Here is a 25,984-nt window from a genome sequence, read left to right as displayed (position 1 = left end):
TGGATCGCCTGCCCGCGGCAAGCGACGAACCGGGTCGGGGAGCGGCGTCTGCCATGCTCGGTCTCGGACGACGGACCCGAGCCGTCGCCCGTCCGGGGCGTGGTGTCAAGCTCCGGACGTCCTGTAGAACCCCTCGACGTTCGCGTAATGTAACGCAGTGATACATCGGCGCGACACACGGTATGAAAGAATACACTCGCGATGCCCGTTACGGTGCGCATGACGGCCGAAGAACCAGCGTGACGCGTGTGTCGCACGCCACCCTCCCCAGGCGATCCCTCGTCGCTGGAGCGATGGTCGCCTTCGCACTCGTCGACGCCTCCCGGCGCGGCGCCGTGGCGGCGGACCGCCCCCTCGTGGTCGCTTCGAAGAGCGATCCGGAGGGCGCCCTGACCGGAGCCATGATCGCCCTGGTGCTCGAAGGGCTCGGCCTGACCGTAAAGCGGCGCCTCGGGCTCGGCCCGACCCTGATCGTCCGCTCAGCGCTGCTGTCGGGCGATGTCGACGTCTATCCCGAATACACCGGCAACGGCGCCTATTTCACCGGTACCGAGACCGACCCCGCCTGGCGGACGCCGGAGGGCGCCTTTTCGACCATCGCCCGCAGCGATGCCGCCCGTGGCCTCGTCTGGCTGGAGCGGGCGCCGGCCAACAACACCTGGCTCATCGCGGTCCGGGGCGATCTCGCCCGGCGCGAGGGACTGGCGACGATGGCCGATTTCGCCGCGGCCGTGCGGCGTGGCCTGATCCGGCTCGCCGCCTCCACCGAGTTCGTCGAGAGCCCGGCGGCCTTGCCGGCCTACGAAGCGGCCTACGGCTTCCACATGCCGCGAGACCGTGTGATCAGCCTGTCCGGTGGCGACACCGCCGTGACCGCGCGGGCGGCGGCGCAGGGGATCAGCGGCGTCGATGCGGGCATGGTCTACGGCACCGACGGCGCCCTCTCCGCCCTCGACCTCGTGGTGATGGCCGACCCCAAAAACGCGCAGATCGTCTACGAGGTGGCGCCGGTGATCAGGGAGGCCAGCCTCGCCCGGCACCCCGGCATCCGCCCGGCCCTGGCCGACCTGTTCCGCTCCCTCGACGCCGCGACCCTGCGCCGGCTCAACGCCGCCGTGGCGGTTGAGGGCGAGCCGGCCGAAGCGGTGGCCGCGCGCTACCTCGCCGACCGGCGCGGGGGCCGATGACGACCGCCCGTGCCGCCGCGGCCGCCATCCTCGCCCTGGCGCTGGCGGCGAGCCTCTACGGGCTGCCGCTCCTGTCGGTGGCCGCCAACCGGCTCGCGCTCGGGACGCCGGCGTTCGGTGCCGCGGCCGGCGGCGGCCACGTCCATGCCGTGGCCGGCCTCGGTCTCGCCGGGCTGGCTTTGCTCGCCGCCGCGCCGGGACGGGTGGGCGCCGCCCTGGCCCTGCCGATATTCGGCGCCGCCGTGCTTCTGTTGGCGGCCGGTCTCGGCGCGGGCGCGACCGCCCTCCTCGACGGCCGCCCCACCGCCGCCAGGGCGAGCGTCGGATCGGGCGGCTGGTGCGCGGTCATCGTCCTGCTGGCGGCGGCGGGCTGGTCGGTCCGCGCTTTCCGGACGCCGGGGTTCGGCGCCATCGCCATCGCGGGGCTGGCCGCGGGCCTGACCACGCTCGCCCGGTCGGGCATCCTCGATCACCTCTCGCTGGCCGTGGAGTTCCGCGCCCGCCACGCCGTCCTCGGCGAGGCGATCGTCCAGCACCTCGTCCTGGCCGGCGGCGCCCTCGTCCTCGCCTGCCTCAGCGCGGTGGCGATGTCCCTGTGGCGGCGCGGTCAGGGTCTGGTGGAGGTGGTGGTGAGCGGCATCCAGGTGGTGCCGGCGGTGGCCCTGTTCGGCGCCCTGGTCGGCGCCTTCTCGGCCGTCCTGAGCGCTGTACCGAGCCTGCGCGAAGCCGGGCTCAGCGCACTCGGGCCCGGCCCCGCCATCCTCGGCATCGCGGCCTACCTGCTGCTGCCGCTCTGGCGCGGCCTGGCGGCCGGGCTCGGGGGAACGCCGGCCACCCTGGTCGATGCCGCAGAGGCCGTCGGCCTCGGCCGCCGTCAGGTCCTCCTGTCGGTCAGGCTTCCCCTCGGCGCTCCGGTCCTCGTCGGCGCCCTGCGGGTCGCGGCCGTGCAGAGCCTCGGCCTCGCGACCCTGGGTGCCCTCGTGGGTGCGGGCGGGCTCGGACGCATCGTGTTCGACGGCATGGCGCAATTCGCCCCCGACCTGATCCTGCTCGGGGCCCTGCCCATCGTCGGCCTGTCCCTCGCGGCCGATGCGGGCCTCGGGGCGGCCGAGGCCATGGCACGACGGCGGTGGCACTCATGAGCATCGGGAAGGCAAGGGGATCGGCCCTGGCCGGGGCGGTCCTGGCCGCGGCGAGCCTTCCCGGTGTCGCCGGCTCCCTCGTCGCGGCCTTCGGGCAACCGGCCCTGCGGCCGGTGAGTCTCGACCGGCTGGTGGACCTCGCCACCGGCCATGTGTCCATCGCGGCCGGCGGACTCGCCGTCATGGCCATCCTCGGGGTCGGCCTCGGCGTCCTGGCGACGCGGGCGGGCGCCCTGGCCTGGCGTGGAGAGATCGACCGGGTCGCAGCCTTCGCGCAGGCCGTGCCGCCGGTGGTGGTGGTGGCCCTCGCCCTGCCGGTGCTGGGCTTCGGGGGGCCGCCGACGCTGCTCGCGCTGGTCGCCTACGGCATCATGCCGGTGCTGCGCGGGACGATCGGCGCCATCGAAGGCGTCCCGACCGATGCGCGCGAGGCGGGCAGGGCCATCGGGTTGAGCGATCTCCAGGTCCTGCGGCAGGTGGAACTGCCGCTCGCCGCGCCGGGGATCCTCGACGCCCTGCGCACCGGCCTCGTCCTCGCGGTGGCGACCGCAGCGGTGGGGGCGCTCGCCGGCGCCGCCACCCTCGGCACCCCCATCGTCGCCGGCCTCCAGAACCAGAACCTGGTTCCGCTGCTCCAGGGTGCCTGCGCCACGGCGGCGCTGGCGTTCCTATGCGATGCCGCGATGCTCGCCGTCGCAGGTCTCTTGCGCCGCGCTACTCGTCCTTGAACTCAACCACGGCGCCCTTCTCGACGAGGGTGGCGAGGTCGCGCACGTCCCAGTTCGTGAGGCGGACGCAGCCGTGCGACTCGGTCTTGCCGACCTTCTCCGGCTCGGCGGTGCCGTGGATGCCGTAGGAGGGGATCGACAGGTCGATCCAGGCGAGCCCCACGGGGTTGTTGGGGCCGGGACGGATCGTAAAGGGCTTCTTGGCCTTGACGCCGTCGAAGGCGTACTTCGGGTCGTAGGTATAGGTCGGCTCGAAGGCCACCGCCTCGACCTTGGCGGTGCCGGACGGCGCCGGCTTCTCGTCGCTGCCGATCGAGGCGGGATAGAACCTGAGCTGGGTCCCGTCACGGTCGAACGCGCGAACCTGGCGTGCGGTCTTGTCGACCACGATGCGGGTCACCCGCGGCGGTTCCTGGTCGTCTTTCAGCGTGTCCGGCTTCTCCGTGTCCGGCTTCTCCGTGCCCGCTTTTTCCGTGCCGGCTTTTTCCGTGCCGGCTTTTTCCTTGCCCGCTTTCCCCTTGAGCGCCCGCGGCTTGCCCCTCTCCATCGGCGGCACCGCCGCCACGGTGACGACGGTACCGGCCTTGTCGAAGGCCGCATCGGGGTTGAGGGCCGCCAGGAGAGCGCCGCTCATGTGGAAGCGTTCGGCCAGCATCTCGCGCGGGGTCTCGTAGCCCATCGCCTTGAGGTCGGCCTGATCCTCCATCTTGGCGGGGATCTCGTCGACGTAGGGCCCGGCGACGTCGTCCTCGGTGAGGGTGTAGTCGACCAGGACCGGGTCGGCGCTGGTCGCCTGGAGGGTCTCGAACAACGGCTTGTCGAGGGACTTCCCGGCCGAGGCGTCCTTGGTCGAGCCGTCCTTGGCTGACGCGTCCTTGGCCGCGCCTTCCTGGGCCGCACCTTCCCGGGCCGCGGCGAAGGCGGCGAGCGCGCCGCGCAGGTTGTCGCCATCGCGTCCGTCGATGGCGCCCGGGGAGAACCGCGCCCGATCGAGGAGGACCTGCACCTTGACGAGCAGCGGGTCGGGCCGTTCGCCCGCCGCCTTGCGCGCGGTGTCCTTTCTCGACGCACGGCCGGCCCCGGCTCCCTCGTCCGCGAAGGCCGCGCCGTTGACGCCATCCCTGGTCAGCCGCTCGTCGTCGGGGGCGGCCAGGGCATGGCCGCCCCCGACAACCAGGGCAAACAGCACCGCACCCGTCCGCATCGCCGCCGTCGTCGTCATCGCCGTACTACCCCGGTCGTCCATCCGGACCATCAAGCCACGAGGACCGATGCCGTTCCCGGCCTATTGGCAGAGTCGGTGACCGGCGGACCGTTCCCGCTCGTCGAGATGCAGGTGGTTGGCGTGCGCGGCGTCCGAGCCAGGCCCCAGCACCGTGCGGAAGAAGGCGCAGGCCTTGGCCTGGGCGTTGGCCTGGAAGGCCGCCTCCGGCGTCCCCTTGGCCGCAGGCCCGACCGCGATGGCGGCGCGGCCCGTGAAGCCGTAACCCATCACGTCGACGCCGTTGGCGAAGGCGTGCTCGCTGAGCTTGGCATCCGGATCGTGGTTCTGGCCGCGGCACAGGTAGGAGGTGCCGATGCCGAGACTGGCCAGCGGTGCGCCGAGGTCCCGTTCCGCGAAGACCTGGACCTCCGTCGTCCAGCGCGCCAGGGCCTCGGCGGCCGGACAGACCAGGGTGGCCGGCGGATTGAGCGCGACACCCTTGAGACTCGAGACCAGCAGCGGCCTCGCCGCCCCGCATTGGCCGAGCGCGATCGGGGGCAGGGGCGAGACGACGGCGCCGAGGCCTTCGAGGCGCCGGCGACAGGCGGTATCGTCCACCGCCTCGACCTTGATGGCGAGGGCGGTCTCGGAGCCGAGGTCGGCGGGACGCGGCGGCGGGGCCGGCATCTCGGCCGGCGGCGGCGCGGCGACGGCGGGTGCCGGAGCCGCCGGCGTCAGCTCGCTCGGCCGCTCGGGCGGCGGCGGCGCGCTCGGAGGCACCGGCGAGGGAGTTGGCGCAGGGGTTGTCGCAGGGGTTGTCGCAGGAGTTGGCACAGGATTCGGCGATGCGGCGGAGGGGCCGAGTTCTTCCGGGCGGGGAGGGGGCACCGGCGAGGGTGACTGTATCGCCGGCTTGTCTTGGACCGAGGACGTCTCCCGGACAGCGGTCTTCTCTTCGGCTGCGGTCGAGCCGGACGGCGGCATGACGGTGGAGAGCCCCCCGGACAGGGCGACGAACAGACAGACTTTCACCCTCGATGGGTGTGCTCGTCGCGGCGTCGGCATCGCATTCCCCTCACGCGTCGCCCGCGTCGTCATCGACGTCGGGTCTTCACCGCATACCGATCGGGAGCGGCCGCGTCGCCCTGTGTCGCAAAGGATGGCTTTGCGCGGGGCCAAGGCCCCTCTACCTTCAGGGCCATCGGCGGCGCGATCCCGCCAGGACGACCAAGGACGACAATGACCACGAGCACCACCCTTTCCGGCCCGTTCGCAGAGCCCGCCTGGGATACCCCCTTCGGATTGCCGCCGTTCGAGCGGATCGAGGCGGCGCACTTCCTGCCGGCCTTCGAGGAGGCCCTGGACGCCCATACCGCCGAGATCGCGGCCATCGCCGGCCATCCGGACGCGCCGACCTTCGCCAACACCGTCGTCGCCATGGAAACGGCCGGACAGGCCCTCGACCGGGTCGCCTCGGTGTTCTTCAACCTGAGCGGCAGCCACACCAATCCGGAGCTGCAGGCGGTCGAGCGCGCGATCACGCCGCGGCTGGCGCGCCACGGCAGCGCGATCTACCTCGACCCCCGGCTCTGGGCCCGGATCGCCGGCGTGGACGAGACCGCCGAGGCGCTGGGACCGGAGGAGCGGCGCGTCCTCGACCGCTACCGGACCCGCTTTCGCCGGTCGGGCGCCGACCTCGCCCCCGAGGCCAAGGAACGGATGGCGCAGATCAGCGGCCGCATGGCGGAGCTCGGCACCAGCTTCAGCCAGAACCTGCTCGCCGACGAGAGCGGCTTCGTCCTGCCCCTCCACGGCGAGGACGACCTGGCCGGCCTGCCGCCCTTCCTGAAGGCCGCCGCCGCCAGCGCCGCCAAGGAGCGCGGCGGCGAGCACGGCCACGTCATCACCCTGTCGCGCTCGCTGATCGAGCCCTTCCTCGTCTTCTCCACCCGCCGCGACCTGCGCGAGCGCGCCTACGAGGCCTGGACCCGGCGCGGCGAGGGCGGCGGCGCCCACGACAACCGCGGCATCATCGCCGAGATCGTCGCCCTGCGCGCGGAGCGGGCGAGACTCCTGGGCTTCGAGAGCTTCGCGCATTTCAAGCTCGCCGACACCATGGCGGGGACCCCCGACGCGGCCATGGACCTCCTGCGCAACGTCTGGACGCCCGCCCATCGCCGTGCGGCGGCCGAGCGCGACCGGCTCCAGGCCCTGGTCCAGGCGGAAGGGGGCAACTTCGCCCTCGCCCGCCACGACTGGCGCTTCTATGCCGAGAAGCTGCGGCGGGTGGAGCACAACCTCGACGAGGGCGAGATCAAGCCGTACCTCTCCCTCGACGGGGTCATCGCGGCGGCCTTCGACACCGCCTCGCGCCTGTTCGGGCTCGTCTTCGAGGAACTGGCGGAGTTCCCGCGCTACCATCCCGACATCCGCGCCTGGAGCGTGCGCAACGCCGACGGGTCGCAGGTCGGCGTCTTCATCGGCGACTATTTCGCCCGCGCCTCGAAGCGCAGCGGCGCCTGGATGAGCGCCTTCCGCTCGCAGGAGCGCCTGATCGGCGACGTCAAGCCGATCATCGTCAACGTGATGAACTTCGCCAAGGCGCCGGCCGGGGAGGCGACCCTCCTGTCCTTCGACGACGCGCGCACCTTGTTCCACGAGTTCGGCCACGCCCTGCACGGGCTCCTCTCGGACGTGACCTATCCGCTGCTGGCGGGCACCGCCGTCTCGGGCGACTTCGTGGAACTGCCCTCGCAGCTCTACGAGCACTGGTTCGAGCAGCCGCAGGTCCTGCGCGAGCACGCCCGGCACTACGTCACCGGCGAGCCGATGCCCGAGGACCTGCTGGCGCGCCTGCTCGCCGCACGCACCTTCAACCAGGGCTTCTCGACGGTGGAATACACCGCCTCGGCCATCGTCGACATGACGCTGCACCTCTCGAGCGCCGGCGAGGACGGCCTCGACGTGGCGGCCTTCGAGGCGGATGCGCTGGAACGCATCGCCATGCCGGCCGAGATCTCCATGCGCCATCGCAGCCCGCATTTCGCGCACATCTTCTCGGGCGACGGCTATGCGGCCGGCTACTACAGCTACCTGTGGTCGGAAGTGCTCGACGCCGACGCCTTCGACGCCTTCCGCGAGGCCGGGGACATCTTCCATCCCGAGACGGCGGCGCGCCTGCGCACCTACGTCTACGGTGCCGGCAACCTGCGCGACCCGAAGGAGGCCTACACCGCCTTCCGCGGGCGCCTGCCGAGCATCACGCCGCTGCTGCGCCAGCGCGGCCTCGCCGCGTGAGGCCGGGGGCTTGCCGGCCGAACATGGTAACCCTTCGGTAAACAAACGTCCTTAACGATGGAGACCTGTTTCATCGGGACGGTTTCTCATGACGGATACGGTCGTCGCGGCAAAGCCGCCGTCTGCAACCCCGGCCGGCGCCTCGGCCGAGGCTCTGCTCAAGCAGGCCGTCTCGGGATCGGCCAAGACCCGGCCCGACGCGCCGCCGGTGGTGACCGCCGCCCGTGCCCTGCGGCGCAAGACGTTCGGCTTCGTCGACGCCCGCGCAGCGGCAGTCGGCGGGGCCGCCCTCAGCATCGGCCTGATCCTCGGGGCGGGGGGCACCGCCCTCACCATCCCGCGCGACGCCACGGCCCCGCTGACCCTGTCGGCGATCAAGACCGATCTCGAGGCGGGACGCAGCGAGACCGCTCGCATCGCCACGCAGATCGGCCGGCTGGCCGCCACGGTCGGCCAGTCCGGCGAACGCGCGGCCGAGGACGCCAAGGCGATCCGGGCCGAGGTCTCGCAGCGGATCGCACGGATGGAACAGGCGATCGCCGCGCGCCTCGTCGCGTTGACCGATAAACAGGACGTGTCCGACCGCGAGCAGGCCGCTCGCATCGCCAGCCTCGGCGCGGTCATCGACAAGCGCCTCGCGGTCCCCGCCGCCCCGGCGCCGCAACCTGTGGCGCCGCAGGCGGCCAAGGCCGCTCCAGCCGAGCCGGTGCAGACGGGGTCGCTGGCCGATCCCAAGGGGGCGGTCGAGACCAAGCCGAAGACGGCGGCGGTGACGAACTGGGCGGTTCGGGAGGTCTACGACGGCATCGCCGTCCTGGAGGACCGCAAGCGGCGCCTCGTGGAAGTCGCGCGTGGCGACATGGTGCCCGGAGTCGGTCGGGTGGAGACCATCGAGCGTCGCGGCCGCGCTTGGGCCGTCGTAACGAAGGACGGTGTGATCACAGCGCAGGATTGGTAGTCGAACCGCACAGGCAGACGGACCGACCCGTCACGACGGGCGGTCCGGATCAAGCTGCCCTAGGAGGTCGAGATCGCCGCCTCGGTCTGTCCGGCGCGCTGGGGAAACCGCATCTCCATCGTCAGCGGATCGGCGAGCGCAGCCGAGCGATCGGCACGACAGCGACCGTGCGTCAGGGCACGGTCCTGGGCTTCACGGGTCGGGTGCAGGATCGCGGCGAGGAGGGCGAAGCCTTCCGTGTCGGAGTCGAGGTTCTTGGCATCGAAAACGGGCATTGCGGTCACCGGACCTGTGGGACACCAGAAAGATTTCGAGAACGCGACGACGACACTCAGCGGATAATGGGGAAACCGCTGAAAAGTTCCACATCGTTCGAGAGCTTCACGATTTATTCGTTATTGCAGTGCCCGCAAATGTTCGCGGTGCGAAGACGCACCCACCCGACGATCTTCAGGTCTTCGTTAACGGGTGGTGATTGAAGAAGGCAGCCGGTTCGGATGGCGGTGCCGAGGCCGCCTTCCGGGCTCGGACGGCGCAGACCTCGGGTCGCAGCGTCAGCCTTTATAGGCACCGAGGTAGCGCGCCGTGGCCGAGCCCGGGTCGTCCGCCGCCATGATGCCGCCCATCACCGCGATGCCGGCCGCACCGGCGCCGCGGCAGCCGGCGACGTGCGCGGGCGCGATGCCTCCCAGGGCGATCACCGGCAGGCCGGAGCCCGACGCCGCCCGGATCGCGTCGACGCCCAGCGCCGGGCCGTAGCCCGGCTTGCTGGCGGTGAGAAAAATCGGGCTCAGGGTCGCGTAATCGGCACCGGCGTCGGCGGCCCGCCCGATGTCCGACACGCCGTGGCCGGAGACCCCGACGAGGCCGTCGGGCATGGCCCTGCGCGCCGCCGCGATCGCGTCCTGCGTCGCGTCGCCGGGCAGATGGACGCCATCGGCCCCGATCTCCACCGCCGCTGCGGCCTCGCCGCCCAGGGTGAAGGTTCCACCGAAGGCCCGCACTCGGGTCATCACCGCGACGGCCAGCCGGCGCCGCTCGCCGGACGCCATGTCCTTCTCGCGGAACCACAGCCAGCGCGCGCCGCCCTCCAGGGCCGCCTCGACGGTGGCGAGGAGGCGCGCTCCTGCCGGCGCGAGGTCGGAGGGAGAGCGGATCGGCCCCCGGTCCGTCACCACGAGCAGCGGCGACGGCAGCGGCTTCATTCCCGGTGCCTCACGAGCCGACCAGCCCGAGTTGCGGGCTCGACGGCTCGGCCCGGCCGCGGCGCGGGATGCGGCCGGCGCAATGGGCGTCGCGCCCGGCCTCGACGGCCCGGCGCATGGCCCGCGCCATCCGCACGGGATCGTCGGCCTTGGCGACCGCCGTGTTGAGGAGGCAGCCGGCGGCGCCGAGCTCCATGGCGATGACCGCGTCCGAGGCGGTGCCGATGCCGGCATCGACGATGACGGGCACGCCGGCGCGGCGACAGATGAGTTCCAGGTTGGCCGGGTTGGCGATGCCCATGCCCGACCCGATCAGCGAACCCATCGGCATCACCGCGGCGCAGCCGATGTCCTCGAGCCGCTGGCACAGCACCGGGTCGTCGTTGCAATAGGGCAGGACGGTGAAGCCGTCGTCGACGAGGTGGCGGCAGGCGGCGAGCAGTTCCGCGACGTCCGGGTAGAGGGTCTCGCGGTCGCCGATGACCTCGACCTTGATCCAGGTGGTGTCGAGGGCCTCGCGGGCGAGTTCGGCGGTGAGGATCGCGTCGCGCGCCGTCTCGCAGCCGGCGGTGTTGGGCAGGAAGCGGTAGCCCGCCAGGCGCCGCACCGTGTCGGACCCATGCCCCTCGAGCGAGACCCGCCGGATCGAGGCGGTCACCACCTCGGCGCCGGAGGCCTCGACAGCCTGGGTCATGATGGTCTGGGTCGGATAGCCGGCGGTGCCGATGAACAGCCGCGAGGCGAGGCTCACCCCGGCGATCACCAGGAAATCGTCGCTGTTCGTCGATGGGCTCATGGGTTCATCCTCCCTGCATGGCGCGCACGATCTCGACGCGGTCGCCGTCGCCCAGCGGTGTGCGTTCCCAGTCGCGGCGGGGCACGACCCGCCCGTTGAGCGCGATGGCCACCCCCTGTGCGCTCTCGATGCCGGCCTCCTCGGCCTCGATCCGGAACAGGGCCTCGAGGTCGGACGCCGCGTGGTCCCGGGGCGTGCCGTTGACCGTGATGGTCATGCCGGAACCCTCATGCCCGGTCGGGGCGCGGCCTCGAAGCGCCCGAGGCCGAAGCCGCGGGCGAAGTCCGGGACCGCGCCGGAGTCGATGAGCGCCGTCACCGCGTCGGCGGTGGCCGGGGTCAGGAGGTAGCCATTGCGGTGGTGCCCGGTGGCGACCACGAGGCCGGGCGCCAGGCGATCGACGATGGGGGCGTCGTCGTCCGAGGTCGGGCGGTAGCCGCTCCAGACCGCGCCGATCTCCATCTCTTCGATCCCCGGCAGGACGCGGCGGGCGCCTTCGAGCAGGGCATAGAGGCCGCCGGCGGTGAGGCCGGCGCGAAAGCCGCAATCCTCCACGGTGGCGCCGACGATGAGGTCGCCGTCGCCCTTGGGCGCCATGTGGACCTGTTCGGTCCAGACCATGTGGGTGAGGGTGCCGGTGCGCGCCGTGGTCTTCACCGCCAGCGCCTGACCCTTGATCGGCCGTACCGGCAGCGCGAGCTCCGGCGGCAGCAGGCCCTGCTCGCCGCTCCAGGCGCCCGAGGCGAGGACCACCGTCCCGGCGGCGATGCGCCCCTGCGCGGTGACGACGCCGCGGACCTGTCCCCCGGCCCAGTCGAGGCTTTGGGCCGGGCAGGGCGCCACCAGGGCGACGCCGGCGGCCCGGCAGGCGCGGATCAGCGCGGCCATCACCTTGCGCGGATCGACCTGGTGGTCGTCCTCGCACAGGATCCCGGCGGTGACGGCGGGGCGCAGCATCGGCTCGCGCTCGCGCACCTCCAGGCCGGAGAGCCAGCGCGCCCGGATGCCGGAGCGTGTCTGCAGGTCGTGGCGGAAGCGCAGGCGCTCGACCTCGTCGCGGCCGATGGCGAGAACGAGGGTGCCTTGCGTGCGGTAGTCGATGTCGAGCCCGGACGCCGCCTCCAGGTCGTCGCGAAACGCCGGCCAGCGCGCGAGGCTGTCGAGGGCGAGCGGCAGCAGCGGATCGGACCCGGGCTCGTGCTCGGCGGCGGGCGCCAGCATGCCGGTGGCGGCCAGGCTCGCGCCGGCGCCGACCTCGGATCGCTCCAGCACCGTCACGGACCGCCCCGCGTCGGCGAGCCGCCAGGCGATGGACAGGCCGACGACGCCGGCCCCGACCACGATGACGTCGGTGCTCTGCGGTAGGCCGACGCCCGGCCAGGATTCCCCGGTCGGTCTGCGTGATCCGATGATGGTCGCCAGGTCCGCCACAACTCTCTCCGCATCGACCGGCGGAGACTGGTGTCCTGTCGCTCGCATATCGGCGAGCGAGCCGGGCCGTTGTCGCGGGGCCCGCGGTCCAATCCCTACGCCGGTATGAGCCGGTTCAGGTTCGAAGGATTTCCGCGCCGCCCGTCCGTGAAGGACGGGCTCATCGGTGTCTCAGCCCCTTGTCGGGGATCTCCCTGGAACGACCCTGATGTGGTCCCGCCGCACGTCGCGGTCAATCCCCTCGGGCCGAAAGCGGCCGGGCCGGGCGATAGACCGCCATCGGTTCGGGAAATCCGTCCAGGGCATGGAGACCGAGGGGTTCCGGGTCGCCCCAGAGGAAGTCGACGAAGGGCTTCGACATCAGGAGCGGCTCCCCGAGCAGCCGGTTGAGCTTGGCCAGCCGGCTGGCGAGGTTCACGTCGCGACCGATCACAGTGAAGTCGAGCCGGGCGCCCGAGCCGACGTTGCCATAGGCCGCCTCGCCGTGGTGCAGGGCGATGCCGGCCGCCACCGGCGTGGCGAATCGGCCGAGGCCGTTGGCCTCGTCGAGGGCCGACAGGGCGCTCTGGGCCGCCATGAGGGCGCCCTTGGCCGCACTGCCGAGGTCGTCGCCGGGCTCGCGGAAGATCGCCAGAAGGCCGTCGCCGAGGTACTTCAGGACTTCGCCGCCCTCCCGCTCGATGGCCGGGACGAGGCAATCGAAAAAGATGTTGAGGAGCGTCACCGCCTCCTCGGGCGTCATGTCGGCGGAGATGCGGGTGTAGTCGCGCATGTCGGCGAACAGGATCGCGGAGCGGATGCGGCGCACCTGGCCCCGGCGGATGTCCCCGGCGAGGATGGCGGTATGAGGCTCGTCGCCGACGTAGATGCGCAGCACCTGGTCGAGGGTCTTGTTGACGATCCGCATCTCCATCACCGCCGCCAGGGTCGGCATGACGAAGCGCAGGATCGCGATGTCCTCGTCGCGAAACCCCTCCGGCGCACGGGTGGCGAAGGTGATGCCGTTGCGGGTGCCGTTGGTGAAGAACAGCGGCGCGACGATGTAGTGGGTGTAGCCGTCCGCCTTCAGTTCGGGGAGGACTGCGTAGCGGTCCTCGGGCGTTTCGGCGAGGTCGAGGACGAGCCATTCGCCGGTCTCGTGGACCGTCAGGAATGGGCTCTCGCGATAGGCCTTGTCGGAGGCCTCGCCGTGCGGGAACAGCCGCACCGACGGGCCGTCCTTGCGGGTCCAGTAGCGGCCGATCCCGGAATACTCCGAATGCAGGGTATCGATCGCGGTGGTGGCCCGGTCGATGGGCACGTCGAGGTCGATCAGCCGCTCGGACAGCCCCGCCAGGAGGTCGTCGGCCTTGGGCAGGCGCGCGCCTTCGCTCAGCAGCCAGTCACGCAGGGCGACGCATGCCTGCAGCGCCCCGAAGGGAACGTCGTTGGCCTCGGACCCGTCCGCATCGGCGGTCGGCGGCGGCGGTTGGGGCGGGCCACGATCGAGCATACGGCCTAGGTGGTTGTCGCCCCCCGGCGAGGCAACCGGGAAATCGGCGTTTCCCGTGGCGGGAAAACCTTGTGCGTCCGGCCTACCGCCCCGACGGGCCGTAGGGGGGGCGCGGGATCGCGCGATGGGCGGCGCGCAGGGCCGCCGACCAGCGCTCGCGCAGGTCGTGGAAATAGCTCTCGCCGGCCTCGATCCGGTAGTTCACCTCGGTGTCGAGGGAGCCCGAGCGCGAGACCGCGATGTCGATGGGCAACCCCACCCCGAGGTTGGAGCGCATGGTCGAATCCATCGAGACCAGGCCGACCTTGAGGGCGTCGTAGAGGTCGGTCTCGTATTTCACGGCCCGGTCGAGGATCGGCTTGCCGTACTTGTGCTCGCCCACCTGCAGGAACGGCGCGTCGCGGCTGCACTCGATGAAGTTGCCGGCCGAGTAGATCATGAACAACCGCATCGGCTCTGCGCCGATCTGGCCGCCGAACAGGAAGGACACGTCCATCCGCAGGTTGGCCGATTCGAACCCCTCGCGCTCGATCGCCCGCACCCGGCGGATCGCCCGCCCCACGAGCTGGGCCGCCTTGAACATGGTCGGCTGCTGCAGGATGGTCTGGGGCGCCTCGCTCTCCTTGTCGTCGACGCCCTCGGCGAGCATGCTCAGCACCGACTGGGTGATGGAGAGGTTGCCGGCCGAGGCCAGCATCATCACGCGCTCGCCCGGCACGTTGAAGTGGTGGAGCTTGCGATAGGTCGAGATGTTGTCGAGCCCCGCGTTGGTGCGGGTATCGGCGATCATCACGAGCCCGTCCTCGACGAGGAGCCCGACGCAGTAGGTCACGGTCCGGTTTTCCCCTCAAACGCTCCGGCGCGATACCGGAATCAGGACTGGACGGAAGCCTGTGCCTGCTCGACGCGCAAGGTCACGGCGAGCGTTTCCGTCCCGCCACCCATGCGGCTGCCGCGGATCGGGGCCGCGCCCAGGTAATCGAGACCGATCGCGACGCGGATGTGTGCCTCGGTTGTGGCGATGCCGTTGGCCGGGTCGAACCCGACCCAGCCGAGATCCGGCACCAGGGCCTCGACCCAGCCGTGGCCGGCCTCCTGGTCGACGACACCGTCGCCCCGGTGGAAGTATCCCGAGACGTAGCGGGCCGGGATCTCCAGGAACCGGGCCGCGGCGATGAAGATGTGGGCATGGTCCTGGCAGACGCCCTTGCCGGCTTCGAACGACCGGGCCGCGGTGGTGCTGGCACTGGCCGGTCCCGGCGTATAGGCGACGGTCTCGTTCACGGCCGCCATCAGGCGATGGAGCTGCGACAGGGGCGTCGGATCGCCGTCGGCGGCCACGGTCCTGGCGAAGGCCTGGATCTCGGGGTTGGCCATCGCGAGATCGGAGTCACGCAGGTAGAACACGTCGGGCAGGCGCTCGATCGTGCCGCGGACGATGCCGTGCATCTCGTTGGTGTCGACCTCGCCGGTGACCCGGATGGTGAGGGCATCGGCGGGATCGTCGGCCGTGAACCAGTGGACGATGTTGCCGAAGCCGTCCTCGCGCTCGCTGATGCGGCCATCCACCGACGGCTCGATGCGCCAGCGGCGCACGTACTGCCCGTCGTGGTCGCGCGGCCGCAGCCGGAGCACCTGGATCAGTCCGCGGGCCGGCTGCTCATAGGTGTACTGGGTCTCGTGGAAGACGCGGATGCGCATGCGGGAACCTTGGTCGCGCGGGCTTCAGGCCTCGACCCTACACCAGATATTGCTCGATGACCGCCGCGCCGAGGCGATTGTTCTCGGCGATGAAGGCCGTGACGAACTCGTGCAGGCCGGAATTGAACACCCGCTCGATGTTCTCGCCTTCGAGCCGGGCGAGGGTGTTGCTGGCCAGGCGCTGGCTGGCCCCGCGCCGGCCGTAGGCGTCGGCGACGAGGTCGAGGTGCTCCACGAGCATGCCGTAGCAATTGGCGAGGGATCGCGGCATCTGCCGGTTGAGGATCAGGAGGTCGGCCACCAGCAGCGGCTTGACGCTCTCGCGGTAGACCCAATGGTAGGCGTTGAAGGCCGAGACCTCGCGCAGGATCGTCGTCCACTGGAAGTAGTCGAGGCTGCCGCCGACCCGCTCGGTGTCCGGCAGGAGGATGCGGTACTTCACGTCGAGGATGCGGGCGGTGTTGTCGGCGCGCTCGATGGCGGTGCCCAGGCGCGTGAACCAATAGGCGTCGTTGCGCAGCATGGTCCGATAGGCCGAGCCGTCGAAGGCCAGCGAGACACCCTTCACCCAGTCGAGGAAGTGCGAGAACTCCTCGCGGTTGAGGTCGCGGCCTTCGTAGTTGCGCAGCTCGAGCCAGGCGCCGTTGATCGCGTCCCACATCTCGGAGGTCAGCGCGGTGCGGACGCTGCGGGCGTTCTCGCGGGCGGTCTCGATGCAGGAGCGGATCGAGGACGGGTTGTGCGGACTGAAGGCCAGGAAGTTGCAGACCGTGGCCTCGTTCACCCCGCCGTAGAGCGGCTTGAACACCTCCGGGTCGCCGGCCGAGGCCAGGGCCGAGGCCCACTCGTTGGTCTCGCCGCCGCCGTAGCTCGAGGGCAGGGCGGCGAGGCGATGCGCGGCGTCCAGGATGCGGGCGACGAACTCCGCCCGCTCGACGTAGCGCGAGAGCCAATACAGGTTATCGGCGGTCCGGGAGAGCATGGGTGTCCTGAAGCGGGCCGGCGCGGAGGGTGGCCGAAGTCTGGAGTGGACTGCCTCGCCGGGAGGCAGCCGATGGCGTCGTGTGCGCCCGTGGGGCGGTGTCGGTCAGGCGTCGAGCACCCAGGTATCCTTGGTGCCGCCGCCCTGGCTGGAGTTGACCACGAGGGAGCCCTCCTTCAGCGCCACGCGGGTGAGGCCGCCCGGCACGATGCGGATCTCGTCGGCGCCGCATAGCACGAAGGGGCGCAGGTCGACGTGGCGGGGGGCGACGCCGGAGGCCACGAAGGTCGGGCAGGTCGACAGCGCCAGGGTCGGCTGGGCGATGAAGCCGTCCGGCGCGTGCCGCAGCTTCTTCCCGAAATCCTCGATCTCGCGCTTGGTGGCATGGGGGCCGACCAGCATGCCGTAGCCGCCCGAGCCGTTGACCTCCTTCACCACCAGTTCGGCGAGGTTGTCCATGACGTAGGCGAAGGCCTCCTTCTCGCGGCAGCGATAGGTCGGCACGTTGTGCAGGATCGGCTCCTCGCCGGTGAAGAATTTGATGATGTCCGGCATGTAGCTGTAGACCGCCTTGTCGTCGGCGATGCCGGTGCCGACCGCGTTGGCCAGCGTCACGGTCCCGCGCTCATAGGCGTTCATCAGGCCGGGTACGCCCAACACCGAATCGGGGCGGAACACCAGTGGGTCGAGGAAGTCGTCGTCGAGGCGGCGGTAGATCACGTCGACCCGGCGCGGCCCCTCGGTGGTGCGCATGTAGACGACATCATCCTTGGTGAAGAGGTCGGAGGCCTCCACGAGGTCGACGCCGAGCTTGTCGGCCAGGAACGAGTGTTCGTAGAAGGCCGAATTGTAGCGCCCCGGGGTGAGCAGCACCACGGTGGGGTCGCGGGTCGCGGTCGATGGCGCGAGGCTGTTCAGGGTCGCGAGCAGGGCGTCGGGATAGTTCTCCACCGGCGCCACGCGATGGCGCGAGAACAGCTCCGGGAAGAGGCGCAGCATCACCTCGCGGTTCTCGAGCATGTAGGAGACGCCGGACGGGGTGCGGGCGTTGTCCTCGAGCACGAAGAAGTCGTTCTCGCCGGTCCGCACGATGTCGATGCCGGCGATCTGGACGTAGAGGTCGTGCGGAACCGAGAAGGCGCGCATCTCCATCCGGTAGTGCGGGTTGCGGTAGACGAGGTCGGCCGGGATGATGCCGGCCTTGATGCATTCCTGGGCGCTGTAGATGTCCTTCAGGAAGGCGTTCATGGCGGTGACGCGCTGCTTGAGACCGCGCTCCAGGAAGCCCCACTCCGGCTTGGTGATCACCCGCGGGATGATGTCGAACGGGATCAGCCGCTCGGTGGATTCGTTGGCGCCGTAGACCGCGAAGGTGATGCCGATGCGCCGGAACAGCAGCTCGGCCTGGCTGCGGCGGGTGTTGAAATGCTCCGGCGGCGTCGTCTCGAGCCAGGACTTGAGGTTGCCATAGGCTTCGCGCACCGCCGCTGGGCTCATGCCGTCCACGGCAAAGCCGTTCATCTCGTCGTACGCGTTGAGCGCCATTCGCGCCTCCCCTTGATCGCCCGCTTCGTCGCAAGAGGCGCGCCATCCGAGGGCGGCGGCCGGTGCGCGACGCCGCCGGCGAAGGGCCGGCGGTACGGTTGGTTTCATCCTAGCCGAGCGCCCGCCGGGCGCCACCACAACCTGTCCCGCCGAGGATGAACCCGGGCCGGGCCGCCGCGTTCCGGCGACCCGGCCGGGGCCACGGGATTGTCAGATCAGCTTGAGACCCTTGAGGCTGGCATGGCCATCTCGCCCGAGGATGACGTGGTCGTGGACGACGATGCCGAGGGGATCGAGCACGGCGACGATCTCGCGGGTCATGCGGATGTCGGCCGCCGACGGCGTCGGATCGCCGGAGGGATGGTTGTGGGCGAGGATGATGGCGGTGGCGGAGAGCTCCAGCGCCCGGCGCGCCACTTCGCGGGGATAGACCGGGGTGTGGTCGACGGTGCCGCGACCCTGGACCTCGTCGGCGATGAGATGGTTGCGCCTGTCGAGGAAGAGCACGCGGAAGTGCTCGCGGGGCGCGAAGGCCATGGTCGCCCGGCAGTATTCGATCAGGGCGGCCCACGACGACAGCAGCGGCCGGGCCGCGATGGCCCCGCGCGCGAGACGGTGGCCCGCCGCCTCGATGAGCTTGAGGTCGGCCACGACGCCGGCGCTGACGCCCTCGATCTCGGACAGCCGCGCCGGTTCGGCGCTCACCACCTCGGCGAAGCTGCCGAAACGCCGGATCAGCGCCTTGGCCAGCGGCTTCACGTCCCGCCGCGGAATGGCGCGAAAAAGGGCGAGCTCCAGGAGTTCGTAATCGGGCAGCGCATCCGCCCCGGCCTGCGCGAAGCGGGCGCGCAGGCGTTCGCGGTGGCCGAGGTAATGCTGCGGGTCCTCGGCGGCGGGGGCATCGCGGCCGGAGGGCAGGCCGGGCTTCATCGCCACCCGCCTCAGGCGCCGATGTCGACCGGCTTGTGCATCCCCGTGGGCGACAGGGTGAAGATCTCGGCCCCGGTTTCGGTCACCGCGATCGTGTGTTCGAACTGGGCCGACAGCGACCTGTCCCGCGTCACGGCCGTCCAGCCGTCGGAGAGGATCTTCACCGCGGGCCGTCCGAGGTTGATCATCGGCTCGATGGTGAAGAACTGTCCCGGCCGCAGGGTCACGTCGTAGCTCGGCTCGACGTAATGGAGGATGGTCGGCGCGTCGTGGTAGCTGCGGCCGAGGCCGTGGCCGCAGAAATCGCGCACCACCGAGCAGCGTTCGGCCTCCGCGAAGGTCTGGATCGCCCGGCCGATGTCGCTGGTGGTGCCGCCCGGCTTGATCGCCGCGATGCCGCGCATGAGCGATTCGTAGGTGATCTCGACGAGGCGCGCGGCCTTGCGCGGCACCTCGCCGACGTAGGCCATCCGGCTCGAATCGCCGTGCCAGCCGTCGAGGATCAGGCAGATGTCGAGGTTGACGATGTCGCCCTCGCGCAGGGGCTTGTCGTTGGGGATGCCGTGACACACCACGTGGTTGATCGAGGTGCAGATCGACTTCGGATAGCCGCGGTAGAGCAGCGAGGCCGGGTAGGCGCCGTGGTCCATCGCGAAGGTGTAGGCCAGCCGGTCGAGGGCCTCCGTGGTCACCCCTGGCACCGTCGCCTCCATCAGGAGGTCGAGGGCCTCGGCCGTGAGCCGGCCCGCGCGGCGCATGCCGGCAAAGCCGTCGGGACCGTAGATCGGCGGTTCGGGTACGCGCCGGCCGGTCTCGGCCTTCGCTTGATCCTGCTGCATCATGGATGTTCGAACGTCTTCAAGGGCGGCGGCGCGTCAGGACCGCACTGTAGGATGCGCCGATCCCGGCGCCAACCCGCCTGCGGGCTAGGATTGACCGATCCGAGCGGGTAGAGCGGTGGCGGCCGGGGCTCCGCGAGCGGACCCTCGCACGGGCAGGACACACGGGCAGGACGGCGCGATGGCTGACGCAGGCAGACCGCATTTCCACAACGACCCCGGCGTGGCGGTCGTCCATGTCGGCGTGCACGAATTCATGTGCATCGGCGCCAAGCCGCCCTTCGACCATCCGCACGTCTTCCTCGACATGGGCGCGGACCACGAGATCATCTGCCAGTACTGCTCGACGCTGTACCGGTTCCGTGCCGGCCTCAAGGCCGACCAGGCCGATCCCGCCGCCTGCGTCTGGGACGACAAAGCGACCGCGGCCCTCGGCTAGGGACCGCGATCTCCCCCGTGACCGCCCGTACCATCGCCATCGTCGGAGCCGGCATCGGCGGCATCACCGCGGCCCTCGCCCTCGACGCCGAAGGCCATTCGGTGACGCTGATCGAGCGGCGCACCGGGTTCAGCGAGGTCGGGGCCGGCCTGCAGCTGTCGCCCAACGCCAGCCGCGTGCTCGCCGACCTCGGCCTGTCCGCCGCCCTGCGCCGGGCCGCCGACCTGCCGCCGCAGGTGACGGTGCGCGACCTGGCGAGCGCCCGCACGCTCGGCGGCGTCCTGCTCGGGGCCTCGCTGAAGGAGCGGTTCGGCGCACCCTACTACGTCATCCACCGGGCCGACCTGCAGACGCTGCTCCTCGATGCGGTGCGCAGCCGCGCCGGCATCCGGTTGATGGTGGGGCGCGAGGTCACCGCCATCGCCGAGACCGACACCAGCGTCACCCTCACCCTGGAGAGCGGGCACGGAAGCCGCACCGATATGTTCGAGGCCGATCTCGCCATCGGCGCCGACGGGGTACGCTCGCGCCTGCGCCAGCACCTCGACGCCAGGCCCCTGCAGGCCTGCGGCCAGGCGGCCTGGCGCGCGCTCGTTCCGCGCGAGGCCGCCCCGGAGGAGTTCCAGTCCGACGAAACGGGCCTGTGGCTCGGCCGCGGCCACCACGTGGTGCATTATCCAATCGGGCGCGGCCAGCAGATCAACATCGTTGCGGTGATCCCCGAGAAGCTCGGCAGCGAAGGCTGGGGGCGACTCGGCGAACCGGCGGTCCTGCGTGCCCGGCTGCACGGGGCCGCCCCACCCCTGGCCGCATTGCTCGCCATCCCCGATTCCTGGCTCGTCTGGTCCCTCGTCGACCGACCGGCGGCAAGGCCCCTGGCGAGGGGCCGCATCGCGCTCCTGGGCGACGCGGCCCATCCGATCCTGCCGTTCCTGGCCCAGGGCGCCGCCCTCGCCATCGAGGACGCCGCGGTCATCGCCCGCACGCTCCGCCAGGCCGAGGTCCCGGCCGCCCTCGATGCATACGCCCGCGAGCGCGGCGCCAGGGTCCGCAGAGTGCGCGATGCCGCCCGTGGCAACGGCCGAACTTATCATGCCGGCGGCCTCACGCGGCTCGCCCGAAACGCCGTGATGAGCCGCATGACACCGGCGCGCCTCACGGAACGCTATGCCTGGCTCTACGGATGGACGCCCGACGGCCGGCCGTGACGCAACGCCGATGTCGACGCCGATCGCCTTTCCGGATCGGCCGAAAGTAAGGCGGCCGCGATGCCGGTCATCGTCCGATAACCTCGCTCTGCCAGTGTCCGCGGTCACACTTCGCGGTTGACGCGCGGCGAATCCCCCTCTAACAGACCCTCACTGAACGGCTGGCCGTAGGCGGTAGCCGATCGAAGTGCTTTCTCAAAAGCCCTGATCCAGACCGCCTAAACGCGACCGACATTCAAACGACGAACACGTGTCAGCTTGGCATGACCGCGGATCGGTATCCGTGATCCTCTGCTTGCAACGGCGCGCCAAAGGCTGATCGCAGCCTGGGGCGCGGTTTTGCGTTTCGCCGCATCCCTGCGGCAGACGGCACGAGATGGAAGATTCGACGGTCGCCACGAGGCGATGCGTTGCGAGAGGATTGGCATGCCGACGATCAACCAGCTGATCGCCCAGCCGCGCAAGGCGCAGAAGGCCCGTAACAAGGTTCCGGCCCTCGACGCCTGCCCGCAGAAGCGTGGCGTCTGCACCCGCGTCTACACGACGACCCCGAAGAAGCCGAACTCCGCGCTCCGTAAGGTCGCCAAGGTTCGTCTGACCAACGGCTTCGAGGTCATCGGCTACATCCCGGGCGAAGGACATAACCTTCAGGAGCACTCCGTGGTGATGATCCGCGGCGGCCGCGTGAAGGATCTTCCCGGTGTGCGCTATCACATCCTGCGCGGCGTGCTCGACACGCAGGGCGTCAAGGGCCGCAAGCAGCGCCGTTCGAAGTACGGCGCCAAGCGTCCCAAGTAAGACTTTCGCGCACCCCGTAAGGATGTCGCCGGCCCTGAAGGCTGAGGCGGCCTGCGCGGGGTGGTTCCAAGACCTTAGACCGATACGGAGCGAGCGATGTCCCGCCGCCATTCTGCCGAAAAGCGCGAAATCATCCCGGACGCCAAGTACGGCGACATCGTCCTGACCAAGTTCATGAATTCGATCATGTACGAGGGCAAGAAGTCGATCGCCGAAGGCATCGTGTACGGCGCGTTCGACATCGTCGAGAACCGCTCCCGCACGAACCCGATCGAGGTGTTCCGGGCCGCCCTCGAGAACGTCGCTCCGGCGATCGAAGTGCGTTCGCGCCGCGTCGGTGGCGCCACCTACCAGGTGCCCGTCGAAGTCCGGACCGAGCGCCGTCAGGCGCTGGCCATCCGTTGGCTGATCCAGGCCGCCCGTTCGCGCAACGATCGCACCATGGTCGAGCGCCTGTCGGCCGAACTCCTCGATGCCGCCAACAACCGTGGCAACGCGGTCAAGAAGCGGGAAGACACCCACCGGATGGCGGAAGCCAACCGCGCCTTCTCGCACTACCGCTGGTAAGCGGCCCCGGACCCTTTCAGGAGCAATCCGATGCCCCGCACGCACGCGATCGAGGACTACCGCAACTTCGGTATCATGGCGCACATCGACGCCGGCAAGACCACGACCACCGAGCGGATCCTCTACTACACCGGCAAGTCCCATAAGATCGGCGAAGTCCACGACGGCGCCGCGACCATGGACTGGATGACGCAGGAGCAGGAGCGTGGCATCACGATCACCTCCGCCGCGACCACCTGCTTCTGGCGCGACAAGCGCCTGAACATCATCGACACCCCCGGCCACGTCGACTTCACCATCGAAGTCGAGCGCAGCTTGCGCGTGCTCGATGGCGCGGTCTGCGTGCTCGACGGCAACCAGGGCGTCGAGCCCCAGACCGAGACCGTCTGGCGCCAGGCCGACAAGTACGATGTGCCGCGTGTCGTGTTCGTCAACAAGATGGACAAGGTCGGCGCCGACTTTTTCAAGTGCGTCGCCGACATCATCGACCGCGTCGCCGGCAAGCCGGTGTGCCTGCAGCTGCCGATCGGTTCGGAGACGAGCTTCAAGGGCGTCATCGACCTCATCAAGATGAAGGCGATCGTCTGGACCTCCGAGAAGCTCGGCGCGGATTTCGCGGAGGCCGAAATCCCGGCCGACCTCGTCGATCAGGCTGCGGAATACCGCATCAAGCTCGTCGAGGCCTGCGTCGAGATGGATGACGACGCCATGTCGGCCTACCTCGACGGTGTCGAGCCCGACGCCGAGACGATGCATCGCCTGGTCCGCACCGCCGTGCAGCGCCGCGCGTTCCATCCCGTGCTGTGCGGCTCCGCTTTCAAGAACAAGGGCGTCCAGCCGCTGCTCGACGCCGTCGTCGAGTACCTTCCGTCTCCCGCCGACCGCGGCGAGATCAAGGGCCTCGACTTCAAGACCGAGGAAGAGATCGTCCGGCATCCGTCCGACAGCGACCCCTTCTCCATGCTCGCCTTCAAGATCATGGACGATCCCCACGTTGGCACGATCACGTTCTGCCGCGTCTACTCGGGCAAGATCGAGTCGGGCGCCAACGTCATCAACTCGTCGCGCGACAAGAAGGAGCGTGTCGGCCGCATGCTTCTCATGCACGCCAACAACCGCGAGGACGTCAAGGAAGCCTTCACGGGCGACATCGTGGCGCTCGCCGGCCTCAAGGACACCCGCACCGGTGACACCCTGTGCGATCCCCAGAAGGCCGTGATCCTCGAGAAGATGGAATTCCCCGAGCCGGTGATCGAGATCGCCGTCGAGCCGAAGTCGAAGGCCGATCAGGAGAAGCTCGGCATCGCCCTGGCCAAGCTCGCCGCCGAAGACCCGTCGTTCCGGGTCTCGACGGACCAGGAGTCGGGCCAAACCATCCTTCGCGGGATGGGCGAGCTCCACCTCGACATCAAGGTCGACATCCTGCGCCGCACCTACATGGTCGACGCCAACATCGGTGCGCCCCAGGTCGCCTACCGCGAGAAGCTGACCAAGCGGACCGAGATCGACTACACCCACAAGAAGCAGACCGGCGGTACAGGCCAGTTCGCGCGGGTGAAGTTCGTCGTCGAGCCGAACGAGCCGGGCAAGGGCTTCGAGTTCTCCTCGAAGATCATCGGCGGCACGGTGCCCAAGGAGTACATCCCGGGCGTCGAAAAGGGCCTGAATTCGGTCCTGGGTGCCGGCATCCTCGCCGGCTTCCCGGTGGTCGACATCAAGGTCGAGCTCGTCGACGGCGCCTACCACGATGTCGACTCCTCGGCGCTCGCCTTCGAGATCGCTTCCCGTGCGGCCCTGCGCGAGGCGCTCCAGAAGGGTGGCTCGGTGCTGCTCGAGCCGGTGATGAAGGTCGAGGTCGTCTCCCCGGAGGAGTACACCGGTTCTGTGATCGGAGATCTCAACTCCCGCCGTGGCCAGATCCAGGGCCAGGACATGCGCGGCAACGCGAACGTCATCAACGCGATGGTGCCGCTCGCCAACATGTTCGGCTACGTGAACCAGCTCCGCTCGTTCTCGCAGGGCAGAGCCAACTTCACGATGCAGTTCGACCATTACGAAGAGGTGCCGCGCGGCGAGGCCGAGAAGGTCGTCGCGAAGTACGCTTAAGGCTTCCCGCCTTTTCCGGACCGCTGCAGCATCACCCGAAACACCTGAGATAGACGGAGGCTACGATGGCCAAAGAGAAGTTTGCTCGCACGAAGCCGCATTGCAACATCGGCACGATCGGTCACGTGGACCACGGCAAGACGTCGCTGACGGCGGCGATCACGAAGGTCCTNGGCCGTGATCGTTCCGCCGTCCGGGCGGACGCTCAGATGTTGGGCGCCGCCACCCGGTATCTCGGCAATGGCCAAAGAGAAGTTTGCTCGCACGAAGCCGCATTGCAACATCGGCACGATCGGTCACGTGGACCACGGCAAGACGTCGCTGACGGCGGCGATCACGAAGGTCCTGGCCGAGTCGGGCGGGGCGACGTTCACGGCCTACGACCAGATCGACAAGGCGCCCGAGGAGAAGGCGCGCGGCATCACGATCTCGACCGCCCACGTCGAGTACGAGACCGCCAACCGGCACTACGCCCACGTCGATTGCCCCGGCCACGCGGATTATGTGAAGAACATGATCACGGGTGCGGCGCAGATGGACGGCGCCATCCTGGTGGTGTCGGCGGCCGACGGCCCGATGCCCCAGACCCGCGAGCACATCCTGCTCGCCCGCCAGGTCGGCGTGCCGGCGCTGGTGGTGTTCCTCAACAAGGTCGACCTCGTCGACGACGCCGAGCTCCTCGAGCTCGTCGAGATGGAGGTGCGCGAGCTCCTCTCGAAGTACGACTTCCCCGGCGACGACATCCCGATCACCAAGGGTTCGGCCAAGGTGGCGCTCGACAACGGCGACAAGGCCGTCGGCCACGACGCCGTCATCGCGCTGATGAAGACGGTCGACGAGTACATCCCGCAGCCGGAGCGTCCGATCGACAAGCCGTTCCTGATGCCGATCGAGGACGTGTTCTCGATCTCGGGCCGCGGCACGGTGGTGACCGGTCGCGTCGAGCGCGGCATCGTCAAGGTCGGCGAGACCGTGGAGATCGTCGGCATCCGCGACACCCAGACCACCACGGTCACGGGCGTCGAGATGTTCCGCAAGCTGCTCGACCAGGGCCAGGCCGGCGACAACGTCGGCGTGCTCCTGCGCGGCACCAAGCGCGAGGACGTCGAGCGCGGCCAGGTCGTGTGCAAGCCGGGCTCGGTCAAGCCCCACACCAAGTTCAAGGCCGAGGCCTACATCCTGACCAAGGAGGAGGGCGGCCGCCACACGCCGTTCTTCACCAACTACCGTCCGCAGTTCTACTTCCGCACCACGGACGTGACCGGCGTGTGCGAGCTGCCCGAGGGCACCGAGATGGTGATGCCGGGTGACAGCGTGACCATGGACGTCACCCTGATCGTGCCGGTGGCCATGGAAGAGAAGCTGCGCTTCGCCATCCGCGAGGGCGGTCGCACCGTCGGCGCCGGCGTCGTCGCCGCCATCAACGACT

The 25,984-nt window shown here is 70.1% G+C and carries 25 protein-coding genes and 1 pseudogene; 12 read left to right on the top strand and 14 right to left on the bottom strand.

Going from position 1 to position 25,984, the window contains the following annotated elements:
• Positions 1–293: 293 nt before the first annotated feature.
• The 3 genes from ASG40_RS11295 to ASG40_RS11285 are packed head-to-tail and all read left to right on the top strand — an operon-like array spanning position 294 to position 3,057.
• On the top strand, positions 294–1,187 hold the full coding sequence (locus ASG40_RS11295) for a glycine betaine ABC transporter substrate-binding protein (protein ID WP_055885404.1): 894 nt from the start codon (positions 294–296) through the stop codon (positions 1,185–1,187).
• A complete protein-coding gene (locus tag ASG40_RS11290; protein WP_055885401.1) occupies positions 1,184–2,329 on the top strand; it encodes an ABC transporter permease in 1,146 nt (381 codons plus the stop codon). The genes ASG40_RS11295 and ASG40_RS11290 overlap by 4 nt, the downstream gene beginning before the upstream one ends.
• Entirely contained in the window at positions 2,326–3,057 is a 732-nt protein-coding gene (locus ASG40_RS11285) for an ABC transporter permease (protein ID WP_055885398.1), read from the top strand. Before ASG40_RS11290 ends, ASG40_RS11285 begins: the two co-directional genes overlap by 4 nt.
• Here ASG40_RS11285 and ASG40_RS11280 read toward each other — a convergent pair.
• On the bottom strand, positions 3,044–4,279 hold the full coding sequence (locus ASG40_RS11280) for a L,D-transpeptidase (RefSeq protein ID WP_244480600.1): 1,236 nt from the start codon (positions 4,277–4,279) through the stop codon (positions 3,044–3,046). The genes ASG40_RS11285 and ASG40_RS11280 overlap by 14 nt on opposite strands.
• 63 nt (positions 4,280–4,342) lie before the next feature.
• Positions 4,343–5,245 (bottom strand): extensin family protein, encoded by a 903-nt coding sequence (locus tag ASG40_RS11275; protein WP_082494547.1) that lies wholly within the window; start codon positions 5,243–5,245, stop codon positions 4,343–4,345.
• A gap of 255 nt (positions 5,246–5,500) precedes the next feature.
• Between ASG40_RS11275 and ASG40_RS11270 the strand changes: the two genes are divergently transcribed.
• On the top strand, positions 5,501–7,558 hold the full coding sequence (locus ASG40_RS11270; protein ID WP_055885395.1) for a M3 family metallopeptidase: 2,058 nt from the start codon (positions 5,501–5,503) through the stop codon (positions 7,556–7,558).
• Positions 7,559–7,646: 88 nt separating this feature from the next.
• Positions 7,647–8,516 carry a hypothetical protein gene (locus ASG40_RS11265; protein ID WP_055885391.1) on the top strand — a complete coding sequence of 290 codons (870 nt, stop codon included), beginning with the start codon at positions 7,647–7,649 and terminating at the stop codon, positions 8,514–8,516.
• Positions 8,517–8,575: 59 nt separating this feature from the next.
• Here ASG40_RS11265 and ASG40_RS11260 read toward each other — a convergent pair whose 3' ends face one another.
• The 12 genes from ASG40_RS11260 to map all read right to left on the bottom strand — a co-directional run bounded on the left by ASG40_RS11260 (position 8,576) and on the right by map (position 19,437).
• Positions 8,576–8,791, bottom strand: coding sequence for a hypothetical protein (locus tag ASG40_RS11260; protein ID WP_055885388.1), 216 nt, complete (start codon positions 8,789–8,791; stop codon positions 8,576–8,578).
• A gap of 279 nt (positions 8,792–9,070) precedes the next feature.
• Positions 9,071–9,721, bottom strand: coding sequence for a thiamine phosphate synthase (locus ASG40_RS11255; protein WP_055885385.1), 651 nt, complete (start codon positions 9,719–9,721; stop codon positions 9,071–9,073).
• A gap of 10 nt (positions 9,722–9,731) precedes the next feature.
• Positions 9,732–10,517 carry a thiazole synthase gene (locus ASG40_RS11250; protein WP_055885383.1) on the bottom strand — a complete coding sequence of 262 codons (786 nt, stop codon included), beginning with the start codon at positions 10,515–10,517 and terminating at the stop codon, positions 9,732–9,734.
• A 4-nt stretch (positions 10,518–10,521) separates the two neighbouring features.
• Entirely contained in the window at positions 10,522–10,734 is a 213-nt protein-coding gene (gene thiS / locus ASG40_RS11245; protein ID WP_055885381.1) for a sulfur carrier protein ThiS, read from the bottom strand.
• Entirely contained in the window at positions 10,731–11,948 is a 1,218-nt protein-coding gene (gene thiO, locus ASG40_RS11240; RefSeq protein WP_443136608.1) for a glycine oxidase ThiO, read from the bottom strand. The genes thiS and thiO overlap by 4 nt, the downstream gene beginning before the upstream one ends.
• A gap of 232 nt (positions 11,949–12,180) precedes the next feature.
• Positions 12,181–13,440 carry an adenylate/guanylate cyclase domain-containing protein gene (locus ASG40_RS11235; RefSeq protein ID WP_055885377.1) on the bottom strand — a complete coding sequence of 420 codons (1,260 nt, stop codon included), beginning with the start codon at positions 13,438–13,440 and terminating at the stop codon, positions 12,181–12,183.
• Positions 13,441–13,522: 82 nt separating this feature from the next.
• Positions 13,523–14,272, bottom strand: coding sequence for a hypothetical protein (locus ASG40_RS11230; protein WP_055885375.1), 750 nt, complete (start codon positions 14,270–14,272; stop codon positions 13,523–13,525).
• Positions 14,273–14,313: 41 nt separating this feature from the next.
• Complete coding sequence (locus tag ASG40_RS11225; RefSeq protein WP_055885372.1) at positions 14,314–15,141, bottom strand: transglutaminase family protein; 828 nt, start codon at positions 15,139–15,141, stop codon at positions 14,314–14,316.
• Between the two features lie 37 nt (positions 15,142–15,178).
• Complete coding sequence (locus tag ASG40_RS11220) at positions 15,179–16,123, bottom strand: alpha-E domain-containing protein (protein WP_055885369.1); 945 nt, start codon at positions 16,121–16,123, stop codon at positions 15,179–15,181.
• Between the two features lie 105 nt (positions 16,124–16,228).
• Positions 16,229–17,668 carry a circularly permuted type 2 ATP-grasp protein gene (locus tag ASG40_RS11215; RefSeq protein WP_055885366.1) on the bottom strand — a complete coding sequence of 480 codons (1,440 nt, stop codon included), beginning with the start codon at positions 17,666–17,668 and terminating at the stop codon, positions 16,229–16,231.
• Between the two features lie 210 nt (positions 17,669–17,878).
• Positions 17,879–18,598, bottom strand: a complete 720-nt coding sequence (radC, locus tag ASG40_RS11210; RefSeq protein ID WP_055885363.1) for a RadC family protein — start codon at positions 18,596–18,598, stop codon at positions 17,879–17,881.
• An 11-nt stretch (positions 18,599–18,609) separates the two neighbouring features.
• Positions 18,610–19,437 carry a type I methionyl aminopeptidase gene (gene map, locus ASG40_RS11205; RefSeq protein WP_443136614.1) on the bottom strand — a complete coding sequence of 276 codons (828 nt, stop codon included), beginning with the start codon at positions 19,435–19,437 and terminating at the stop codon, positions 18,610–18,612.
• 181 nt (positions 19,438–19,618) lie between these two features.
• On the opposite strand from map, the gene ASG40_RS11200 reads away from it, so the two are divergent.
• From ASG40_RS11200 to tuf, 7 genes and pseudogenes are all read left to right on the top strand, one after another.
• Complete coding sequence (locus tag ASG40_RS11200; RefSeq protein ID WP_055885358.1) at positions 19,619–19,876, top strand: zinc-finger domain-containing protein; 258 nt, start codon at positions 19,619–19,621, stop codon at positions 19,874–19,876.
• Positions 19,877–19,893: 17 nt separating this feature from the next.
• Positions 19,894–21,084: an FAD-dependent monooxygenase gene (locus ASG40_RS11195; RefSeq protein WP_055885347.1), complete on the top strand. Its 1,191-nt coding sequence runs from the start codon at positions 19,894–19,896 to the stop codon at positions 21,082–21,084.
• Positions 21,085–21,510: 426 nt separating this feature from the next.
• On the top strand, positions 21,511–21,882 hold the full coding sequence (gene rpsL / locus ASG40_RS11190; protein WP_055885344.1) for a 30S ribosomal protein S12: 372 nt from the start codon (positions 21,511–21,513) through the stop codon (positions 21,880–21,882).
• A 96-nt stretch (positions 21,883–21,978) separates the two neighbouring features.
• The gene (gene rpsG, locus ASG40_RS11185) at positions 21,979–22,449 is read left to right on the top strand and encodes a 30S ribosomal protein S7 (protein ID WP_055885340.1); all 471 of its coding nucleotides are present in this window, start codon (positions 21,979–21,981) and stop codon (positions 22,447–22,449) included.
• A gap of 30 nt (positions 22,450–22,479) precedes the next feature.
• Positions 22,480–24,555, top strand: a complete 2,076-nt coding sequence (gene fusA / locus ASG40_RS11180; protein WP_055885336.1) for an elongation factor G — start codon at positions 22,480–22,482, stop codon at positions 24,553–24,555.
• Positions 24,556–24,620: 65 nt separating this feature from the next.
• Positions 24,621–24,727: pseudogene (locus tag ASG40_RS22395) on the top strand (GTP-binding protein); the annotation flags it as partial.
• A 68-nt stretch (positions 24,728–24,795) separates the two neighbouring features.
• The coding region (gene tuf / locus ASG40_RS11175) for an elongation factor Tu (protein ID WP_055886325.1) at positions 24,796–25,984 on the top strand (1,189 nt) is incomplete at its 3' end.

This window comes from Methylobacterium sp. Leaf399, assembly GCF_001424525.1.
Classification (GTDB): Bacteria; Pseudomonadota; Alphaproteobacteria; order Rhizobiales; family Beijerinckiaceae; genus Methylobacterium.
The sequence above is the reverse complement of the archived record's forward strand: the minus strand, read 5'-3'. Positions and strand labels throughout refer to the sequence as shown.

Excerpts from the sequence above, each read along its gene's own strand:
- ASG40_RS11235 (WP_055885377.1), bottom strand. The coding sequence starts at position 13,440 with ATGCTCGATCGTGGCCCGCCCCAACCGCCGCCGCCGACCGCCGATGCG.
- ASG40_RS11215 (WP_055885366.1), bottom strand. The coding sequence starts at position 17,668 with ATGGCGCTCAACGCGTACGACGAGATGAACGGCTTTGCCGTGGACGGC.
- rpsL (WP_055885344.1), top strand. The coding sequence starts at position 21,511 with ATGCCGACGATCAACCAGCTGATCGCCCAGCCGCGCAAGGCGCAGAAG.
- ASG40_RS11275 (WP_082494547.1), bottom strand. The coding sequence starts at position 5,245 with ATGCCGCCGTCCGGCTCGACCGCAGCCGAAGAGAAGACCGCTGTCCGG.
- ASG40_RS11270 (WP_055885395.1), top strand. The coding sequence starts at position 5,501 with ATGACCACGAGCACCACCCTTTCCGGCCCGTTCGCAGAGCCCGCCTGG.
- ASG40_RS11225 (WP_055885372.1), bottom strand. The coding sequence starts at position 15,141 with ATGCGCATCCGCGTCTTCCACGAGACCCAGTACACCTATGAGCAGCCG.
- ASG40_RS11255 (WP_055885385.1), bottom strand. The coding sequence starts at position 9,721 with ATGAAGCCGCTGCCGTCGCCGCTGCTCGTGGTGACGGACCGGGGGCCG.
- ASG40_RS11290 (WP_055885401.1), top strand. The coding sequence starts at position 1,184 with ATGACGACCGCCCGTGCCGCCGCGGCCGCCATCCTCGCCCTGGCGCTG.
- map (WP_443136614.1), bottom strand. The coding sequence starts at position 19,437 with ATGCAGCAGGATCAAGCGAAGGCCGAGACCGGCCGGCGCGTACCCGAA.
- ASG40_RS11220 (WP_055885369.1), bottom strand. The coding sequence starts at position 16,123 with ATGCTCTCCCGGACCGCCGATAACCTGTATTGGCTCTCGCGCTACGTC.
- ASG40_RS11280 (WP_244480600.1), bottom strand. The coding sequence starts at position 4,279 with ATGACGACGACGGCGGCGATGCGGACGGGTGCGGTGCTGTTTGCCCTG.
- ASG40_RS11260 (WP_055885388.1), bottom strand. The coding sequence starts at position 8,791 with ATGCCCGTTTTCGATGCCAAGAACCTCGACTCCGACACGGAAGGCTTC.
- ASG40_RS11285 (WP_055885398.1), top strand. The coding sequence starts at position 2,326 with ATGAGCATCGGGAAGGCAAGGGGATCGGCCCTGGCCGGGGCGGTCCTG.
- ASG40_RS11200 (WP_055885358.1), top strand. The coding sequence starts at position 19,619 with ATGGCTGACGCAGGCAGACCGCATTTCCACAACGACCCCGGCGTGGCG.
- fusA (WP_055885336.1), top strand. The coding sequence starts at position 22,480 with ATGCCCCGCACGCACGCGATCGAGGACTACCGCAACTTCGGTATCATG.
- radC (WP_055885363.1), bottom strand. The coding sequence starts at position 18,598 with ATGAAGCCCGGCCTGCCCTCCGGCCGCGATGCCCCCGCCGCCGAGGAC.
- thiS (WP_055885381.1), bottom strand. The coding sequence starts at position 10,734 with ATGACCATCACGGTCAACGGCACGCCCCGGGACCACGCGGCGTCCGAC.
- rpsG (WP_055885340.1), top strand. The coding sequence starts at position 21,979 with ATGTCCCGCCGCCATTCTGCCGAAAAGCGCGAAATCATCCCGGACGCC.
- ASG40_RS11265 (WP_055885391.1), top strand. The coding sequence starts at position 7,647 with ATGACGGATACGGTCGTCGCGGCAAAGCCGCCGTCTGCAACCCCGGCC.
- ASG40_RS11295 (WP_055885404.1), top strand. The coding sequence starts at position 294 with ATGGTCGCCTTCGCACTCGTCGACGCCTCCCGGCGCGGCGCCGTGGCG.
- ASG40_RS11250 (WP_055885383.1), bottom strand. The coding sequence starts at position 10,517 with ATGAGCCCATCGACGAACAGCGACGATTTCCTGGTGATCGCCGGGGTG.